Annotated in this window: 16 protein-coding genes and 1 tRNA gene; 11 read left to right on the top strand and 6 right to left on the bottom strand. The window is 42.1% G+C overall.

What is annotated here, in order from left to right; all coding sequences use genetic code 11:
• The first annotated feature begins 13 nt into the window (after nucleotides 1–13).
• The 4 genes from E4635_RS11850 (at nucleotide 14) to E4635_RS11835 (ending at nucleotide 2,996) form a co-directional block, all read left to right on the top strand.
• Complete coding sequence (locus tag E4635_RS11850) at nucleotides 14–592, top strand: Crp/Fnr family transcriptional regulator (protein WP_169630259.1); 579 nt, start codon at nucleotides 14–16, stop codon at nucleotides 590–592.
• 64 nt (nucleotides 593–656) lie between these two features.
• On the top strand, nucleotides 657–1,514 hold the full coding sequence (locus E4635_RS11845; RefSeq protein ID WP_135526912.1) for an alpha/beta fold hydrolase: 858 nt from the start codon (nucleotides 657–659) through the stop codon (nucleotides 1,512–1,514).
• 451 nt (nucleotides 1,515–1,965) lie between these two features.
• Nucleotides 1,966–2,298, top strand: coding sequence for a hypothetical protein (locus E4635_RS11840; protein ID WP_135526911.1), 333 nt, complete (start codon nucleotides 1,966–1,968; stop codon nucleotides 2,296–2,298).
• A gap of 149 nt (nucleotides 2,299–2,447) precedes the next feature.
• A complete protein-coding gene (locus tag E4635_RS11835) occupies nucleotides 2,448–2,996 on the top strand; it encodes a hypothetical protein (protein WP_135526910.1) in 549 nt (182 codons plus the stop codon).
• Between the two features lie 111 nt (nucleotides 2,997–3,107).
• Here the strand turns inward: E4635_RS11835 and E4635_RS11830 are convergent.
• Nucleotides 3,108–3,178: transfer RNA gene (locus E4635_RS11830), tRNA-Gln, on the bottom strand.
• A gap of 146 nt (nucleotides 3,179–3,324) precedes the next feature.
• Here E4635_RS11830 and E4635_RS11825 point away from each other — a divergent pair.
• Both E4635_RS11825 and E4635_RS11820 read left to right on the top strand, forming a co-directional pair.
• Nucleotides 3,325–6,549, top strand: coding sequence for a DUF2723 domain-containing protein (locus tag E4635_RS11825; protein WP_135526909.1), 3,225 nt, complete (start codon nucleotides 3,325–3,327; stop codon nucleotides 6,547–6,549).
• 55 nt (nucleotides 6,550–6,604) lie between these two features.
• Entirely contained in the window at nucleotides 6,605–7,264 is a 660-nt protein-coding gene (locus E4635_RS11820; RefSeq protein WP_135526908.1) for a polysaccharide deacetylase family protein, read from the top strand.
• Here the strand turns inward: E4635_RS11820 and E4635_RS11815 are convergent.
• The 5 genes from E4635_RS11815 to E4635_RS11800 all read right to left on the bottom strand — a co-directional run bounded on the left by E4635_RS11815 (nucleotide 7,261) and on the right by E4635_RS11800 (nucleotide 11,304).
• The gene (locus tag E4635_RS11815) at nucleotides 7,261–7,557 is read right to left on the bottom strand and encodes a thioredoxin family protein (RefSeq protein ID WP_135526907.1); all 297 of its coding nucleotides are present in this window, start codon (nucleotides 7,555–7,557) and stop codon (nucleotides 7,261–7,263) included. The two genes, E4635_RS11820 and E4635_RS11815, sit on opposite strands and share 4 nt — an antisense overlap.
• Before the next feature lie 51 nt (nucleotides 7,558–7,608).
• Nucleotides 7,609–8,844: a metallophosphoesterase gene (locus tag E4635_RS11810; RefSeq protein ID WP_135526906.1), complete on the bottom strand. Its 1,236-nt coding sequence runs from the start codon at nucleotides 8,842–8,844 to the stop codon at nucleotides 7,609–7,611.
• A gap of 166 nt (nucleotides 8,845–9,010) precedes the next feature.
• Complete coding sequence (locus tag E4635_RS15760) at nucleotides 9,011–9,187, bottom strand: hypothetical protein (protein WP_169630258.1); 177 nt, start codon at nucleotides 9,185–9,187, stop codon at nucleotides 9,011–9,013.
• Nucleotides 9,188–9,295: 108 nt separating this feature from the next.
• Entirely contained in the window at nucleotides 9,296–10,627 is a 1,332-nt protein-coding gene (locus tag E4635_RS11805) for a sensor histidine kinase (protein ID WP_246020763.1), read from the bottom strand.
• Nucleotides 10,624–11,304, bottom strand: coding sequence for a response regulator transcription factor (locus E4635_RS11800; protein WP_135526905.1), 681 nt, complete (start codon nucleotides 11,302–11,304; stop codon nucleotides 10,624–10,626). Before E4635_RS11800 ends, E4635_RS11805 begins: the two co-directional genes overlap by 4 nt.
• 139 nt (nucleotides 11,305–11,443) lie before the next feature.
• Between E4635_RS11800 and polA the strand changes: the two genes are divergently transcribed.
• The 5 genes from polA to E4635_RS11775 are packed head-to-tail and all read left to right on the top strand — an operon-like array spanning nucleotide 11,444 to nucleotide 18,823.
• Nucleotides 11,444–14,275, top strand: coding sequence for a DNA polymerase I (polA, locus tag E4635_RS11795; RefSeq protein ID WP_135526904.1), 2,832 nt, complete (start codon nucleotides 11,444–11,446; stop codon nucleotides 14,273–14,275).
• A gap of 41 nt (nucleotides 14,276–14,316) precedes the next feature.
• A complete protein-coding gene (locus tag E4635_RS11790) occupies nucleotides 14,317–15,219 on the top strand; it encodes a nucleotidyltransferase domain-containing protein (RefSeq protein WP_135526903.1) in 903 nt (300 codons plus the stop codon).
• The gene (locus tag E4635_RS11785; RefSeq protein WP_246020762.1) at nucleotides 15,167–16,672 is read left to right on the top strand and encodes a B12-binding domain-containing radical SAM protein; all 1,506 of its coding nucleotides are present in this window, start codon (nucleotides 15,167–15,169) and stop codon (nucleotides 16,670–16,672) included. Before E4635_RS11790 ends, E4635_RS11785 begins: the two co-directional genes overlap by 53 nt.
• The gene (locus E4635_RS11780) at nucleotides 16,662–17,444 is read left to right on the top strand and encodes a class I SAM-dependent methyltransferase (protein ID WP_135526902.1); all 783 of its coding nucleotides are present in this window, start codon (nucleotides 16,662–16,664) and stop codon (nucleotides 17,442–17,444) included. Before E4635_RS11785 ends, E4635_RS11780 begins: the two co-directional genes overlap by 11 nt.
• Nucleotides 17,441–18,823, top strand: coding sequence for a B12-binding domain-containing radical SAM protein (locus E4635_RS11775; RefSeq protein WP_135526901.1), 1,383 nt, complete (start codon nucleotides 17,441–17,443; stop codon nucleotides 18,821–18,823). Before E4635_RS11780 ends, E4635_RS11775 begins: the two co-directional genes overlap by 4 nt.
• Nucleotide 18,824 lies beyond the last annotated feature (1 nt).

Below are 18,824 nucleotides of genomic sequence, written 5' to 3'. Positions count from 1 at the left end.
CAATCTTAGTATTTTGCCTGTCGAAACAAAAGAACAATTATTCCGGCATTTTGAAAGCTATATCCCGCTTAGCGATTCCCTGAAAAAGGAATTGGAAGACAGGATTGCTTTCAGTACTTTCAAAAAAGGCCAGGAAATCCATAATGCCGGCAAAGTCTGTACGGAAAGCCATTTTATTTTCCAGGGGCTGACGCGTTTGTACTTTTTAAAAGACGGTAAGGAAATAACCGAATATTTCAGCAGTGAGGGCGAATGGGTCAATTCGCCCCGCAGCTTCACCCAAAGGACAACGGATATTTATTATATTGAAGCCCTTGAAACCACAGAAGTCTTTACCCTTAAAGTACAGGACCTGGTCTTCCTTTTTGATCATTTCCCGGAAATGGAACGTTATGCAAGATTGTCCATGAATACTGTTTTCGGTCATTTTTTAGAACGGATTACTTCTATGCGCTTTACTACGGCAAAAGAGAAATACGAGCATTTTTGCCATACATACCATGATATTTACCATCGGATCCCGTTGGGAATGATCGCTTCCTATTTAGGCATTACACAAGAAACATTAAGCCGGATCCGGGCGGAAAGATAGTTTTTGATATAGGTCAAAAATTAGGAACGTTTAATCCTTCAACTTTGTCAAAAAAAACAAAGCAATGAAAAAACTTCCAATTGTAAAGACCTTGTTCGTGGGCATCTTCCTGATTATTACCTCACAAACCTTTTGCCAGACCCTTTTAAACACTCCAAACATTGAAAGCCGGCTCTATCTTGGCAAAGGCGCAAACCAGCCGCTTGTGGTAGGCCTTGGCGGTTCTGAAGGCGGCAATGCATGGGCATCCGACCATTGGAAAAAGACAAGGGACCAGTTTATTGAAAAAGGATATGCCTTCCTGGCCCTGGGATACTTCGGATGCAAAGGGACTCCTGATACTTTAAATAAGATTGCACTCGAAGATGTCCACAATGCCATACTCGAAGCGGCAAAAAACATCCAGGTCAGCAAGCATAAGATAGCGATTGTCGGCGGTTCGAGAGGCGGTGACCTGGCATTGCTCCTGGCCAGCCATTACCCTGATATAAAATGTGTCGTGGCCCTTGTACCGAGCCATGTTTCGTTTCCCGGGCATACCAATCACTTTTCGACTTCCTGCTGGACGTATCAAAACAAGGAACTTCCTTTTGTGCCGTTAACGGAAGAAGCGGTCCCGGCATTGCTAAAAGGAGAATTGCGCAAGACATTTGAAACCATGCTCAAAGACAGTATTGCCGAAGAAAAAGCATTGATTAAAGTGGAAAACTGCAAAGGCCCGATTCTTCTGATGTCTGCGACGGAAGATGAAATATGCCCTTCTACGCCCATGTCTGAAAAGATGGCCGACCGGTTGAAAAGCAAAAAATTCAAATATGCATACAAACACATCGCCATAAAAGGCACGCATTCGGCACCTTTAGAACATTTCGATTTGGTTTTTACCTTCCTGGCTAAGAATTTCGCTAAGATACCCGGATAACCCTATCTGATTATAACACAACTACATACCGAAGAAACCAATCCGATAAAAACCACAGAAGCTCTCGAAAACGGGAGCTTTTTTATTGGTTTTTTAGGCATTCCTGTCATGCTGCAAAGGTGTTCAACGCTGATAATATTAGCAGTATTGAACATGGTTTTAGGGTGATATTTGGTAGTTGCCCCAAAGCAGGCTGCAATGGTACTGCACTCTAGCTGCACTCTAACTGCACTCTAAGTGCACTCTAAGTGCACTCTAGAGAAAATAATTTGGGGGTTGTGGTATGTTTTTTTGGAGAGGTGTAATTATGAGAAAATGTGTGGTTTTTGGGATGTGTTTCAGATTTATAAAAAAACTATCTTTGCTACAATCTGGGATACAAAATGGCGCTAATTTTTTCTAATGCAAAGCCCTGTAACATTAGCGGAAATATTTAACAACCTTATACAATATGAAAAGTCTTTTAATTTTATTTATATTTTCAACCCTTTCCGTTACTGCTCAAAAAACAGAAAACGCTCAAAAGATTTTTCTCGAAAATCTTGCCGTACTTGAAAAAGTTTCAAATGATGAAAATGAATCCATTGATCTAAATACTTTATATGAGGCAAGGAGTTTTCTGTTAAAAACAACTGGGATAAAATATGAATTAGAAAAAGATTTTGATATGCCGATCTTTCCACCAAAAGAAATCCTTAAAGCATGGCGAGATTGGTATGACAAAAATAGTGACAAGTTATATTGGGACAAAAAAACAAAAAGTGTAAAAGCACGGCAAGGTTAACAACACTAGCATTAACCGTAGTTTGACGCAATAACTCAATTGCTTTTTCCGTTGTCGGTTTTGAGTTGGGAAATTATCTTAGTCGGAAAATAAGCAATAACAAAGCCACTGCTGAGCTAAACAGCGGAATGTTAAAAACAAGAACGAGTATGACTTTCAAGGAAAAATCCAAACATTATTACGTTTTAGGGCAAGGAGCCATAGCTTTTAGCGCCATTAACTTTGAAGTTGACGGAAATATGACGGAAAACGGAAAAGAGATTATTCATGCATTTATTAATTTCCCGGAAGATTTTGATTTTGCCAGAAAATATGTTGGCGGGTATACAAATGACCACATAAACGAATTTGGACAAAGAAAGGTATTTAAAATTTATGATTTTGGGCCATACCCAATCGATCTGTTGGAAATGGAAGATTATAAAAAGATATCCGTTGAGGAGTTTGAGGAATTGGCGACCGAAATGTTATCAGACTATGATATCCCAGAACGAGAAATCAAATACTATGAGTTCATTGGAAAAGTAAAAAATGATTTTGAAGAAGTAAAAACAAACTCACATGAATTTTATCAATTACTTCCTGCGGATTGGAAATACAATGATTTAAGTCCATTTCACTTATCAAGTTACCTATGCGGATTTTCAATAAACCGAATGGATAAAATTTTAACTGTGCTGCAAATTGATGATGATTAAAATGCAACCGAGACACCGCCTCCTAAACACCCTCAAATCCATAAGCTAAAACCAGGATCCCCAGGGACTTGCCAAAAACAAAAAAAGCTCCCATTACTGAGAGCTTTTTTGTTGGTCTACTAGGACTCGAACCTAGAAAGGCTGCACCAAAAACAGCTGTGTTACCATTACACCATAGACCAATAATTCCTTATTGCGAGTGCAAATTTACCACAAATTTTAATTCTTGCAAGTTTTTACGAGAAAAAAATTAAAAATTTATTTTACCCTTTTGTTTAGCCAAAAAAATAGTTTCTTTGTATTGTAAAACATAAACCGAAAATTTCACATGTCTTTCAACTTTAATAAATGGAACACTGTTCTGGGATGGATCACTTTTTTTATAGCGCTTGCTGTATATTCGCTTACAGTAGAGCCTACTATGAGTTTTTGGGATTGCGGTGAGTACATTGCAACTGCTGCAAAACTGGAGGTTGGGCATCCGCCGGGAGCTCCTTTGTTCCAGATGATCGGTGCGTTTTTCGCCATGTTTGCGACCAATAAAGAGCACATTGCCCTGATGGTCAACATGATGTCTGTTTTCTCAAGTGCCTTTACCATCTTATTTATGTTTTGGTCCTCGACTATCCTGCTCAGGAAAATCATTGCTTCCTTTACAGATCAGGATGCCGGTCAGCCGAAGGAAATCAGCAAAAACAGTGCTATTGCCATTTTAGGAAGTGCCTTTGTGGGTTCTTTGGCCTTTACTTTTTCAGACAGTTTCTGGTTTAATGCCGTTGAAGCGGAAGTATACGCCATGGCTACTTTACTTATTGCCTTGCTGTTCTGGCTGGGATTGCGCTGGGAAGCCGACATGCACACGCCTCGCGGCAACAAGTGGCTGTTGGTGATTTCCCTTGTGGTAGGCCTTTCGTTCGGGGTGCATTTTATGGCCTTGCTAACGATTCCTTCTATAGGATTCCTGTATTATTTTAAAAACTACAGAAACATTACGATCAAAAGTTTCATTATTGCCAATATCGTGGTAGTAGCCGTGTTGCTTTTCATCTTCAAATTATTATTGCCGTGGACCATGACTTTCTTTGGTGCCACCGAAGTGTTTATGGTAAACAGCCTGGGCTTGCCTTTTGATTCCGGGACAATCTTTGCCACAATCGTACTGGTTACTTTCTTTTATTTCGGTTTGAAATACACCCGCGAAAAAGGGAAAGTGCTGTACAATACTTTAATCCTTTGCATATTATTCATCTTCATCGGTTTCTCAACATGGATGATGCTGCCTATCCGTGCCAATGCAAAAACGCCTATCAACGAAAACAACCCGTCTGATGCCCGAGAAGTTTTAGCGTACTACAACAGGGAGCAATACGGTGAGCAGAAATTATTCTACGGGCCGCAATTTTCTGATGCGTATGCCGGTTTGGATGAAAACAACCCGTATGTAGACGAAAAACCCAACTATGAAAGGGATTACAAAAAAGGAGAATATGTAATTGTAAACAATTATAAAAATGCCGGCCAGAATACCGATGACAAACAGAAGGCACTGCTGCCGCGTATGTGGAGCACCGAACATGCTGCCAATTATATGAAATTTACCAATGTCCTGACTTTCAGGGTCAAGGCCGAATATGCCGAAGAACAGGAATTGCTGCAAATCGTTTCCGAATTCAGGGCAGCCTACCAATCCGGAAAACTGGATGTGGAAGATTATGAAAAATTCCTTAAAACCTACGGAAGTTACCTGGATGTGGAAAAACCGACGACTCTGGACAATTTCACGTTTATGTTCCAATACCAGTTCGGATACATGTACTGGAGGTACCTGATGTGGAATTTCACCGGAAGGCAAAACGACAACCAGGGTGAATACGATCTAAAAGACGGGAATTGGATTAGCGGAATCAGTTTTATTGACGAAATGCGCCTGCCGTCCCAGAAAAACCTTCCGGCAGACTGGAAAAACAACAAGGGTAGGAACACGTATTTCTTTTTGCCATTTATCATTGGCCTTATCGGGTTTTTCTTCCATGCCAAAAAAGACATCAAGAGTTTTTATGTTGTGCTGGCTTTATTCCTATTTACAGGGCTTGCCTTGAAAATCTACCTGAACGAAAGGCCTTTTGAGCCAAGGGAAAGGGATTATGCCCTTGTGGGTTCCTTTTATGTATTTGCCATTTGGATTGGCATAGGTGTTTACGCGATTTACGATTTCCTAAAATCCTATATCACGCCAAAAATTGCCGCACCGGTAGCCATTACGGCCTGCCTTTTTGCAGCACCGATACTGATGGCTTCCCAAAACTGGGACGACCATGACCGTTCCGGAAAATATACGGCAACTTCGGGAGCTAGGGCTTATCTTGATTCGTGCGAGAAAAACGCTATCCTATTTACCATTGGAGACAACGATACTTTCCCATTGTGGTACCTTCAGGAAATTGAAGGCTACCGTACCGATGTGCGTATCGTGAACACCAGCCTCCTGATGACAGACTGGTATATCGACCAGATGAAAGCCAAAGCGTATGATTCCGATCCGGTGCCTATCTCGTTTACGCATAAGGATTATGTGGCCGGGACCCGTGACTATTTGATTTTTGACAAAACAACAGAAGACAGGCTCGATGTGAACAAATTCTTTGATTTTGTATCCAGCGATGATCCGAGGACATTAATCGAAATGAAAAACGGGCAAAGCATCCATTTCTATCCATCCAATAAAATCCGGATCCCTGTAGACAAAAACACCGTTTTGAAAAACAAGGTTGTAAATGCGAAATACCAGGATTCTATTGTCCCTTATATTGATGTGGATATCAAAGGCGATGCTTTGTATAAAAACAGGCTGATGATGCTTGACATTGTTAGGAACAACCATTGGAAAAGGCCTATTTATTTCTCTCCGGGCGCTTTCGCAGATGAAGATTATATCTGGATGAAAGATTACCTGCAATTGGACGGAATGGTCTACCGACTGGTTCCGATCAGGACACCGCTTCCTAAAGATGCCTACGGGTTTGACATGGGCAAGATCGATTCGGATATCATGTACAACAATGTCATGAAATGGACATGGGGCAACGGGGACAGTAAAGATATTTACCACGATCCGCAAACCCGTAAGGACTGTATTTCGTACAGGACGAACCTGACCCGACTGATGAACAAGCTGATAGAAGAAGGCAAGAATGACAAAGCCAAAAAGATAATTGAACTGGCCCTGGCCAAAATGCCGCTGGATTATTATGATTTCTACAGCATGGTCGATCCTTTCGCAGACGGTTATTACAAACTGGGAGAAAAGGAAAAAGCACGTCAGTTGCTTAAACAACTGGCCGCAAAATACCAGGACAACCTTAAATATTTCAGCGGAATAGCTGCCAGCGACCAAAACGATATGGGTGTTGATATCTTTACCAGCATTGAAAGGTACCGCGGCTTGCTCCACATCATGAAAGACAATAAGGACGATGCTTTCTATAACGAGCAAAAAGTTATATTCAATAGCTATAACAAACGATTCGAGCGTTTTGGCGCCGAAATGGAATAGCAGGAACACACAACAGGCTTTCAGGGTTTTACTTTGAAAGCCTTATTTTTACAGCATGGATTTCTACTGGATAAAAACGCCCGGCATTATCAAGCGATTGTTTAGCAATCAGGTTTGGGATATTCCCAATACATGTAATAAGATCTACCTTACTTTTGATGACGGCCCAACGCCTGAAGCCACACAATGGATTTTGGACACCTTGAAAGAGAACGGCGTATTGGCTACTTTTTTCTGCATTGGCCACAACATTGAGAAACATCCCGAAATATTCGATAAAATCATTGCGGAAGGCCACGCTATAGGCAACCATACTTTCAATCATCTGCAAGGCTGGAAAACGCGTACAAAAGACTACCTGGAGAATATTGCGCGGTGTGAGGAAAGAATCAGTGCAAAAATAAGTCCGGCTAACGGAAATAGCACGCAAAGAGAAAAACTGTTCCGGCCTCCTTATGGGAAGATAAAACCAGCGCAATCCAGGAAATTACAAGGTTTGGGGTATAAAATAATCATGTGGGATGTACTTACGGCAGATTTTGACCGAAACGTTTCACCGGAAAAATGCCTGGAAAATGCAACGCAAAAAGTAACTCCGGGAAGTATCATTGTTTTTCACGACAGTATAAAGACTTTTAAAAATACACGGTACGCCTTACCGGAAACCATAAAAATGCTAAAGGAAAAGGGGTTTGTTTTCGATGTGATCGGTTAGAGCTGTTCCTGGACCAGGTTGATGATCGTATTGGCATCCAATTCGCCTGACTGGCGCCACATCATCTGGCCTTCCTTATAAATCATTAAGGTAGGCAATCCTTTTATACGAAGTGCTTCAGCCAGTTCCTGATTCTTGTCTACATCAATCTTAATCACTTTGGCTTTATCTCCCAACGCTGCCGCAACATCTTTTATCACGGGATGCATCGATTGTGACGATTCATTCCAATCGGTGTAAAAATCGATTAAAACCGGCACTTGGGTATTTATAAGTTCTCCAAATTTTGACATAGTATAATATTTTATTAAACTTTGTTATACAAATATAGTGTTTTTACCCAATTATGCTAATTTTTCTCCCTTTTTTAAGCGTATCACCGTTATTTCCGGCATTATGCCCACACGTCCCGGATAAGCATGGAACCCAAAGCCTCTGTTCACATAGACATATCTTCCCATTTCCTCGTATAAACCGGCCCATTGCTTGTACATATACTGCGCCAGGCTCCATTTGAAATAACCCGGGATTTCAATACCGAACTGCATTCCGTGTGTATGCCCGCTAAGGGTGAGCTGGATATTCTTGTCGTGTTTCTTTACAATTTCTTCCCAATGGCTGGGGTCATGGCTCATTAAGACTTTGAATTCTTCCGGCGAAACACCTTCGGAAGCTTTGTCCAGGTTTCCTTTCTGCCCGAAATGTTTCCCCCAGTTTTCCACTCCGATCAAGGCAATCTGGTCGTCTCCCTTTTTAATCCTTATGTGTTCATTGAGCATCAGCTTGAAATCAATCTGGCGGTGCAGGTCTTTGATATCAAGGAAGTTCTTGGCTTTTTCCTCTTCCGAATTCCAGTCCAGGTAAGCGCCGTAATCATGGTTTCCAAGGATGGAAAACTTACCGAATTCCGGTTTTTTTAGCGTGTTGAAAATGTCTATCCACGGATGCATTTCTTCTGCTTTAGCATTGACGATATCTCCGGTAAACAATAGGATGTCCGAAGGCTGTTCATTGATCATGTTGACAGCATGGGCGATTTTCTCCGGGTCATCGAAACTGCCGCTGTGGATATCTGAAATCTGGGTAATGGTAAATCCGTCGAAGGCGTCCGGCAAATCCGGGAAAAAGATATCCTGTTTGAACACTTTGAAATTATATTTGCCTTTGGTCACACCGTAAATCAGGGATAAAAACGGGACTGCGGCCAAGCCTAATGCCATCTGGCTCACAAATTTCCTTCGGGCGGGCAAGAACGATTCGCTATTGTCATTTTCGATGAAATAACTGGCGGTCCCTGCTAAAAGGCGGATAATATCTTCCCCAAGCAATACTACCGAAATGACTATTTTTGGCAGGTATACCAGCAAAAACAGCCCCATCGTGAACAATGTTTTTTGGGTCTGGCCCACGTGTCGGTCAAACTGGAAAATAGAATAGGTTATGTATACCGCGATTAAAACACTGGCCGCCATATAAACCTGCAGCATCCATTTGGTTTTGACAATCGTCCTGAAAGCCTGAAAAGCGTAAAATTCAATCAATAACAGTATCCCTATTAAAATAGCAACTCGTAAAATCATTAGTTCCAAAAATTTTAAGCAAAATAACGAATATTCACCTTGGAAATTTCGTATTTATTAAAAATTTAACGCCGATGCAATTAAAAAAAGCCGGCAAAAAATGCCGGCCACCAAAAAAAGCCTTTTTCTCAATCTCCCTCAATAAATTAAGTAAAAGTGCAACTACTTATTTTTTAGCTTTTGTGTCTTCTGTTTTGGCTTCTGTTTTTTCAGCTTTGTGGTGCATTTTGCTTTTTTTCATTTTTACTTCTTTGGCCGGAGCTTTTTTGGCTGGCTCTGTTTGAGCATTTACCATGGCAGTTGTTCCTAAAGCTAAAACGGCTAACATCAATAATTTTTTCATGATTTCTAAGATTTAAATTGTTATTTGTTATGATTTACAGGTCAAAATTAGAATCCGAAAATGAAGATGAGATGAAGAAATCCCCAAGCCTGGTAATTTAACTTTTATTTAGGTTTTTGCCTCGGTGGGGAAAAGCAAGCGAAAGGAACTTCCTTTGCCAACTTCAGAAGTGGTGTCAATGGCAATATGATGGAATTGCGCGATACTCTTGGTAATGGCCAGCCCCAAACCCTGGCCTTCCTGGTTCAGGTCCATCCTGGTAAAGCGGTCAAAAACCTGCCCGATTTGCTCTGGTGTCATGCCGGGCCCGGTATCGGCGATAGTTATGGTGTATTGGTCATTTGCATACCCGTCGGAGAGGATTATCGTTCCGTTTGCAACATTGTATTTTATGGCATTGCCGATGATGTTGAAAAACATGACATGCAGCAAGGCTTTGTTTCCTTTTACGGCAACACTTTCCGCCATATTGAAATCAATACTGATATTTTTATTCCGGATGCGGTCGTCAAACTCCTCAATCAGTTCCAGCAGTAATTCCGTGAGATTGACTGTTTCATTGGCATGGTATTGATTATTTTCGATTTTGGAAACGAGCAGTAAATTATTGATGATCTTTTTTAGGACGTCTAGCGTTTTTAAAGAACTGACTACTTTATCGACCGCCTGATCGTCAAGGCTTTGGTTTTGGATCAGGTTTTCAAAACGGTTTTTCAGCAAGGCAATCGGCGTGAGCAATTCGTGGGAAACATTGGCAATGAATTGTTTTTCCTTGTTAAAAACCTCACGGATCCGGCCCATCATCAAATGAAGCCCCTGGTCCAGCTCTTTAAACTCGTCCGAATGGGTTTCCACGGCAGTGAAATCAAAAGATTCAGGATCGTTGATATGTTTGATTTTTGTATGGATGATTTTATGGAAAGGGCGCAGCAGATATTCGATAAAAACAGCCTCGGAAAAAAAAGTAACCACAATGGAGGCAATCAGGACAATGAAAATAAAAATCCTGATCACATACATCAGGTCTTCCATCTCGCTTAGGCTGTTCCCGATCTCGAGCCTGTAATAGCAGTTTTCATAGGCAAAATCAAAATACAATATCCGGTAATTGCTTTCTTCCTCTTCGATAATGCGGGTCTCGTTTTTATAAAAGGATTTAGGGCTGCCGGTGCCTTGCCCGATCTGGTACAATTGCAGGAACTCGCTATGCAGCGTAGAAAAACTGGCATAGGTTTCGGTGGTATCCTTGCGGATTAAAAAATCATTGATTTCTTCTTTATCCAGATGCTGGACAAATTTCTGCTTTTTCTCCAGGAGGCTTTTGTCAATATGGGAATACACTACTTTTTCGGCCAGCAACGGCAGCAGGAACCATAAGACCAAAATGATGATCAATTTGTTGATAACGCTGAAGATCGTAAGCTGGTGTTTGATTTTCATGGCTCTACATTAATGCGGTACCCTACATTGCGGACCGTTTCAAACCAATCCAGAGGAGCATGCTTGTCCAATTTTTTACGCAAATTCCGCACATGCACATCTATAAAATTGGAATCCGAATTCACTTCGAGTATATCGCCCCAAATATGTTCGGTAAGCTGCAGCCTTGTAATGACACGGTTTTTATTCAAGGCCAGGTATTGGAAAATGTCAAATTCCTTTTTGGTGAGGCTTATAATTTCCGAATCGTAGCTCACTTTATAATCCTGCAATTGAATGGTGAACCCATGTATTTCCAACTCATTTGCCGAAAAACCATGAATCCTCCTGATGATGGCATAAAGCCGCGCGCCCAGTTCTGTCAGGGCAAAAGGCTTGGTAAGGTAATCATCGGCCCCGAGCTGCAATCCGTCTATTTTGTCATTCAATTCGCCGCGGGCGGTAATGACGATGACGGCTATTTTGGATTTTTGCTTCCTTACGGCCTTCAGGACATCGAAACCACTGCCGTCGGGAAGCCCTACGTCCAAAAGCATGGCATCAAAATCATTGCTGTGCAGCTCTTCCAAAGCCATCTCGCAAGTATCCACCCATTTGCAGATATAACCCGCCCCGACAAGATAATCTGCTATCTCTGAGCCCAGTTCCCGGTGGTCTTCAACAATTAGGATGTTCATATTTTATTTTTGATTTCCGAAAAAACATACTCAAAGTAACAAAGAATGATCTCCATTTTGATTTTAATTAATTAAAATTTAACTTCCGTACAAACTTTAAAATGCGATTGCTTATTTTTACGTCCTAATTTTTCAGATCATGTCACAAAAACGTCTTTTTCTTTTAGATGCCTACGCTTTAATCTTCCGCGGATACTACGCTTTTATCAAAAACCCACGAATCAATTCCAAAGGGGTCGATACTTCAGCGGTTTTGGGTTTTATGAATTCGCTGATTGATGTGATCAAGCGTGAGAAACCGGATCATCTGGCTGTGGCATTCGACAAAGGCGGAAGTGCCGTACGTTCTGAAATGTACCCGGAATACAAAGCCAACCGAGATGCCACTCCGGAAGCCATCAAAATAGCCGTTCCGTACATCCAGGAAATATTGCGTGCCATGCACATTCCTATCGTTGAAGTGGCAGGATGCGAAGCGGATGACTTGATTGGGACTTTGGCAAAACAGGCTGAAAAAGAAGATTACCAGGTATTTATGGTTACTCCTGACAAGGATTTTGGGCAATTGGTTTCCGAAAATATTTTTATGTACCGCCCGGCCCGTCTAGGCAATGATATTGAAATTTGGGGCATCCCGGAAATACAGGCGAAATTTGAAGTCGAACATCCTCTTCAGGTTATTGATTTCCTTGGTATGATGGGCGATGCTGTAGACAACATACCTGGGCTTCCTGGCGTAGGGGAAAAAACAGCCAAGAAATTATTGGCGGAGTTCGGTTCTATGGAAAATTTATTGGCGAATACCGACAAGCTTAAAGGTGCCCTGAAAGAAAAAATCGAAGCCAATAAAGAACAAGGGATCCTATCCAAAAAACTGGCCACTATCCTACTCGACTGCCCTGTTACGTTTAATGCCGAAGCCTACGAACTCTCCAAACCGGATGTGGAAAAAACAGATGCGCTTTTTATGGAACTGGAATTCCGCCAACTCAAGACACAATTTGACAAGTTATTCGGTACCGGGAAAGAGTATGATGAAATCAACACGGAAAACGGAAGCTCTTCCTCATCGAAAAAGGCGGTAAAAAACGAAGACCAATTTTCGCTTTTCGACAGTGGTGACAGTGAAGTCCCTGACAGGCACAGCAGTTATTACAATACTTTGGAAAACACCAACCACCATTACGAGATCGTTCAGGGGAACCTGGGCATCCAATTGTTCCTGCAAACCTTACTGCAGCAACCTTCGGTTTGTTTTGACACTGAAACCACCGGGATTGATGCCTTGAATGCGGAGTTGGTAGGAATGTCCTTTTCGTTCGAAAAAGGAAAAGCCTATTACATCCCGTTCCCGGAAAACCAGGAAGAAACCAAAGCACTATTAGAAAAATTCGTGCCTTTTTTCGAAAATGAAAACATCGAGAAAATAGGCCAGAACATCAAATACGATTTAAAAATACTCGCCAATTATGGTGTTTCGGTTAAAGGAAAGGTATTCGATACCATGATCGCCCATTACCTGATCAATCCGGACATGCGCCACAATATGGATGTTTTGGCGGAAACGTACCTGAAATATTCGCCAAAATCCATCGAAACCTTAATCGGGAAAAAAGGCAAAAACCAAAAATCAATGCGCGATGTTCCCTTGGAAGAAATCAAGGAATATGCGGCAGAAGATGCAGACATCACTTTACAGCTGAAAGAAGTTTTTGTCGAGAAATTGGACAACACCGGGACCAGGAAACTCTTCGAGGAAATCGAAATCCCGCTGATTGAAGTCCTGGCCGCCATGGAACGCGAAGGAATACGCCTGGATGTGGGTTTTTTGAAATCGATGTCAAAAGATATGGACGTTGAAATAAAAGGCCTGGAGCAGAAAATATACGAAACCGCCGGCGAGAAATTCAACCTGGCTTCCCCAAAACAATTGGGTGAGATCCTTTTCGAAAAAATGAAAATCGGCGGAGCCAAACAAAAGAAAACCAAAACCGGGCAATATGCTACCGGAGAAGAAATTTTGAGTTACCTGGCAAACGAACATGAAATCGTAAGGCAAATACTCGACTGGCGCCAAATGGTCAAATTACAGAGCACTTATATCCTGGCTTTGCCGGAGCAGGTCGATGCCAAAACGCTACGGGTCCATACCGATTATATGCAGACGGTAGCCGCGACCGGGCGTTTGAGTTCCAACAATCCGAACTTACAGAATATCCCGATCCGAACGGAAAGAGGACGCCTGATCCGAAAAGCCTTTGTTGCCAAAGATGAAGACTATACGCTTCTTTCTGCCGATTACTCGCAAATCGAACTGCGTGTCATTGCAGCTGTGAGTGGTGAAGAAAACATGATCAAGGCCTTCCAGGACGGTGAAGATATCCACAGGAGTACCGCCGCAAAAGTGTTTAATGTTCCTTTGGAAGAAGTAACCAAAGAACAACGTAGCCATGCCAAAACCGTAAATTTCGGGATTATCTACGGTGTTTCCGCTTTCGGATTGAGCAATCAGACCAATCTCTCAAGAAGCGAAAGTGCTGCCCTGATCGATGCTTATTACAAAACCTATCCCCGTTTAAGGCAATACATACAGGAACAGATTGAATTTGCCCGTGATAGGGGTTATGTGCAAACCGTTTCGGGACGCCGCCGTTATTTAAAGGATATCAATTCTGCCAATGCAGTAGTCCGTGGTGCTGCCGAACGAAATGCGGTAAATGCACCTATCCAGGGAAGTGCCGCAGATATCATTAAAATCGCGATGATCAACATCCATAAAAAGCTGGTTGCTGAAAACTGGAAATCAAAAATGCTGCTTCAGGTACATGATGAGCTTGTGTTTGACGTCCACAACAGTGAACTCGAAAAAATACAACCTATGATTAAGCACGAGATGGAAAATGCCTTCACGTTGAACGTTCCGTTGGAAGTAGACCTGGGATTAGGAAAAGATTGGCTCGAAGCGCACTAGGAAAACATTTTTTAGTATATTTAGGCAGTAAATGAATTCATTTGGAAGCCCTAAAAACCATATTATACTTTTCTATTTTCAGGTATCCTTTAAAAATAGAGGAAATCCACAGCTATACAAACTATGCGGAGCTGTGTGACACGGAGAAGGAACTGCATCATTTGATTGAGGAAAGAATCCTGGTCAAGGTAGATGAATTCTATATATACGCACACGACCTGGCCAGCGTGACCAAAAGGCTCAAAGGAAATATCGAAGCAGGGAAAATAATGGAAAAAGCACGTAAAAAAGCTTCTTTTATAGCACAATTCCCTTACGTTGAAGCCGTTGGCATTTCAGGATCGCTGTCCAAAGGGTATTATGACCAAAAGAGCGATATTGATTTTTTTGTCATCACAAAGCCGGACAAATTGTGGCTCTGCCGGACACTACTGATGCTGTATAAAAAAATATTCCTGCTGAATTCCCGCAAATATTTCTGCATCAATTATTTCATTGCCACATCCAACCTTGAAATTGAGGAAAAGAACAGGTTTACCGCCACCGAGCTCAAAACCTTGATCCCAATGCAGGGAAAAACCGTTTTTGAAGAATTTTACCGTAAAAACCTTTGGGTCACAGATTATTTTTCAAAATTCGAAGCGGATATGTCCACCATTCAAAATACGGGCAAACCGGCTTTCACCAAAGCAATTGAATTTGCACTTGACAATCCTATTGGAGGATTTGCAGATGCCCTGTTTAAAAAAATCACCTTCCGCAAATGGAAATCCAAATTCCATTTTATGAAAGAGGAAGATTTTAAAATAGCGCTCAAATCGACCAAAAATATCTCGAAACACCATCCTTCTCATTTTCAGAAGAAAGTCATTTTGGCCTTAAACAGTAAAATTGAAGAAGTCAGAAGCAACTTCAACATCATCTTACCGGAAGAACATGCTTGATATCCTTTTTTCACATTCGTATTATTACAGGCTTGACCCGAAACAATGGAAGAACAAAACACCTTTTCCACCTTTAGGGACACTATATGCTGCTTCTTTACTGCGGGAAAACAGATATGAGGTTGATTTATTCGACACCAACCTGCTTAACGGCCCTTCCGAAATCCGGTTTGTGATACAAGAGAAAAAGCCCAAATACCTGGTCATTTATGACGATGGCTTCAATTATCTGACTAAAATGTGCCTGACCAACATGCGGGAAGCCTGTTTTGAAATGATCTGCCTGGGCAAGGAACAAAATTGCACCGTGATTGTCTGCAGTTCCGATGCTACGGACCATTATGGGAAATATTTGGAAAAAGGTGCCGATTTTATCATTCAGGGCGAAGGAGAAATGACGCTTTTGGAACTTATAAATTCCCTTGAAAAAAACGAATCGGTAGCCCTTATCCCCGGAATTGTGCATTCGGAGGAAAACCAGGTCAAAGTCCACCCGAAACGCAGCGTCCTCCAGGATTTGGACCAGTTGCCCTTGCCGGCCTGGGACCTGGTTGCCATGGAAGATTATAAAAATATCTGGAAACAAAGCCGTCAGGATTTTACCTTAAACATCGCCACCACACGGGGGTGCCCTTACAAATGCAATTGGTGCGCCAAGCCTATTTATGGGAACCGTTACCATGCGCATTCGCCGAAATACATAGCAGACCACATCCGCTATCTGAAAGACACGTTCGGGGTAGATCGTTTTTGGATGTGTGACGATATTTTTGGGTTAAAACCAAATTGGGTACAGGAATTCTATTCCGAATTACAGCAGCAAAACCTGAAGATACGGTATTACATCCAAAGCCGGGTTGACCTGCTCTTAAAAGAAGACACCATCGATGTGCTGGCAAAATCAGGATTGGAAGAGGTTTGGGTCGGTGCCGAAAGTGCTTCCCAAAAAATACTCGATGCTATGGACAAAGGCACGAAAGTAGCACAGATTTATGAGGCTACCAAAATGTTGAAAGCCAAAAATATCCGCGTCGCCTTCTTCCTGCAATTTGGCTACCTTACAGAGAACCAGTCCGATATACAAAAAACCATCGCCATGGTAAAAGAGCTGATGCCGGACAATATCGGTATTTCGGTTTCCTATCCGTTGCCCGGGACTTTGTTTTATGAAAAAGTCAAAAATGACCTAAAGGAAAAATCGAACTGGAAAGATTCAGATGACCTGGAAATGATGTTCAGAGGGACTTTCAAATCCGATTATTACCGGAAACTGCAGCGGTTCGTCCATAAGGAATACCGCAAAAGCCAGGGTTTCGTAAACTTAAAAACGATTGCCAGGAACCCGATGCACTTGTCTTTCCGGAAAATCAAATCCATTGCCAAATTAGCGTATTATATCCCAAGCGCTTTTGCCGATTCTTTGTATTTAAAAAAACAAGCCCATGAACGCTAGTTTTGACATAGCGGCTGCCAACTATGACAACTCTTTTACCCACACGGTAATCGGGAAATTACAGCGGAACCTGGTGTACCGTCACTTGAGGGGTATCTTGGAGGAAAACCGGATACAAAACATCCTGGAAATCAATTGCGGCACGGGCGAAGATGCCATTTGGCTGGCCAAACAAAACTATACGGTAACGGCAACCGACATTTCCCCTTTGATGGTTGCTGTTGCCGAGAAAAAAACCAACCTGGAAAACCTCAACTTCAGGCAAGTAGATATAAACCGGCTGCCCCAACCGTTCCCGGATGAAAAATTCGATTTGATTTTTTCAAATTTCGGTGGGCTCAACTGCCTTACAAAAACAGAATTGGGGCAATTTTTAAAAAACGCATCCGGCCTGCTTACCCAAAACGGGCAATTGGTTTTGGTCATCATGCCGAAAAACACCCTATGGGAACAGCTTTATTTTTTGGCGAAAGCCGATTTCAAATCCGTTTTCCGAAGGAAAAAAGAAAATGTCGTAGCCAATGTTGATGGCGAAAATATAAAAACCAATTATTTCAATCCGAAGGAAGTTACCCATTTGGCTTCGGCCGATTTCAGGATCAGACTGTTGAAGCCGATCGGCTTTTTCATACCGCCGTCCTATCTGGAACCTTTTTTCAGGAGCAGGCCCAAACTGGTTTCGGTTTTGCATTCGCTGGAAAATACCGCCGGAAAACATTCGTTTTTATCAAAATATGCCGATCATTATCTGATAACACTGCAAAAAAAATGAGTATCCTGTTTACACATGCTTATTATTTGTCCGATGACCCGAAGGAACAAAAAATAATGAAACCCTATCCGCCATTGGGTTTGTTGTATGTTTCGGCCTATCTGCTAAGCAAGGATATCCCCAATGATGTTTTCGACAGCACTTTTTATTCCCAATCGATGCAATTGGATTTCATCCTGGAAAAAAAACCGAAAGTCATTTCTATTTACACCAATTTGATGACCAAAATAGAAGTCGTCAAACTGATCAAAAAATTAAAAACGCAAACCTACGGCTTCCCTAAAATAATCCTGGGTGGGCCCGACGTGACCTTCAACCTGGAAAATTACCTGAAAACCGGTGCCGATTTCCTGATTATTGGCGAGGGCGAAGAAACCACACACGAGCTGTACACGGCCATTATGGCCAATGGTGATTTTTCGGCAGTAGCCGGAATTGCTTACCTGGAAAACGGAATCGTGGTAAAAAACCCCGAAAGGACTAAATTTAAGGAACTCGATGAGCTTCCGTTGCCCAACCGCGATGCTATCCCAAACGAGAAATACCTGGAAACCTGGAAAAACAACCATGGGGAAAGTTCCATGACTATTTCTACGCAACGCGGCTGCCCTTACACCTGCAAATGGTGCAGCACCGCAGTATACGGCCAGAGTTACAGGCGACGGCCACCGCACTTGGTCGCGCAGGAAATGAAAATGCTCAAGGATAAATACAATCCGGACGCCATTTGGTTTGTAGACGATGTTTTTACCATAAGCCACAAATGGCTGACCGCTTTCCATGAAGAAGTAGTCCGACAGGGCGCCCAAATCCGTTTTGAGTGCATTACCCGTGCTGAACGCTTAAATGATGAAATCCTGCGCTTGCTCAAGGAAGCCGGTTGTTTCCGTATTTGGATTGGTGCCGAAAGCGGTTCGCAAAAGATCATTGATGCCATGGACCGGCGCGTGGATATAAACCATGTCAAAAAAATGATCCAGAACACTAACGCACTGGGAATTGAAACCGGAACCTTTATCATGGTAGGCTATCCGGGGGAAAAGGAAACGGACATACTCCAAACGATACAATATCTCAAGGAAGCCGATCCTACTCATTATACCATCACCATTGCGTATCCTATAAAAGGGACTTCCCTGTATACTGAAATTGAAAATCAAATTACCAATAAACCTGATTGGGAAACTTCAACCGACAGGGAAATTGATTTTAAGAGAAACTACACCCGGAAATACTATGATTATGCGGTTTCCAAAGTGGTTAACGAAGTGGAATTCCATCGGGAATGGAAGAAAAAACACCGTCCGGATATTGCAAAAATGCTGAAACTGAAAATCAAATCCGTTTTGGCCAGTTCTTTAATGCTAATCAATAGGTAAG

Source organism: Flavobacterium humi, from assembly GCF_004745595.1.
Taxonomy (GTDB): Bacteria; Bacteroidota; Bacteroidia; order Flavobacteriales; family Flavobacteriaceae; genus Flavobacterium; species Flavobacterium humi.
The sequence above is the reverse complement of the archived record's forward strand: the minus strand, read 5'-3'. Positions and strand labels throughout refer to the sequence as shown.

What these genes read in the sequence shown, in the direction of transcription:
- E4635_RS11825 (WP_135526909.1), top strand. Translation starts at nt 3,325, where the DNA reads ATGTCTTTCAACTTTAATAAATGGAACACTGTTCTGGGATGGATCACT.
- E4635_RS11800 (WP_135526905.1), bottom strand. Translation starts at nt 11,304, where the DNA reads ATGAACATCCTAATTGTTGAAGACCACCGGGAACTGGGCTCAGAGATA.
- E4635_RS11820 (WP_135526908.1), top strand. Translation starts at nt 6,605, where the DNA reads ATGGATTTCTACTGGATAAAAACGCCCGGCATTATCAAGCGATTGTTT.
- E4635_RS11775 (WP_135526901.1), top strand. Translation starts at nt 17,441, where the DNA reads ATGAGTATCCTGTTTACACATGCTTATTATTTGTCCGATGACCCGAAG.
- polA (WP_135526904.1), top strand. Translation starts at nt 11,444, where the DNA reads ATGTCACAAAAACGTCTTTTTCTTTTAGATGCCTACGCTTTAATCTTC.
- E4635_RS11835 (WP_135526910.1), top strand. Translation starts at nt 2,448, where the DNA reads ATGACTTTCAAGGAAAAATCCAAACATTATTACGTTTTAGGGCAAGGA.
- E4635_RS11810 (WP_135526906.1), bottom strand. Translation starts at nt 8,844, where the DNA reads ATGATTTTACGAGTTGCTATTTTAATAGGGATACTGTTATTGATTGAA.
- E4635_RS11805 (WP_246020763.1), bottom strand. Translation starts at nt 10,627, where the DNA reads ATGAAAATCAAACACCAGCTTACGATCTTCAGCGTTATCAACAAATTG.
- E4635_RS11815 (WP_135526907.1), bottom strand. Translation starts at nt 7,557, where the DNA reads ATGTCAAAATTTGGAGAACTTATAAATACCCAAGTGCCGGTTTTAATC.
- E4635_RS11840 (WP_135526911.1), top strand. Translation starts at nt 1,966, where the DNA reads ATGAAAAGTCTTTTAATTTTATTTATATTTTCAACCCTTTCCGTTACT.
- E4635_RS11780 (WP_135526902.1), top strand. Translation starts at nt 16,662, where the DNA reads ATGAACGCTAGTTTTGACATAGCGGCTGCCAACTATGACAACTCTTTT.
- E4635_RS11845 (WP_135526912.1), top strand. Translation starts at nt 657, where the DNA reads ATGAAAAAACTTCCAATTGTAAAGACCTTGTTCGTGGGCATCTTCCTG.
- E4635_RS15760 (WP_169630258.1), bottom strand. Translation starts at nt 9,187, where the DNA reads ATGAAAAAATTATTGATGTTAGCCGTTTTAGCTTTAGGAACAACTGCC.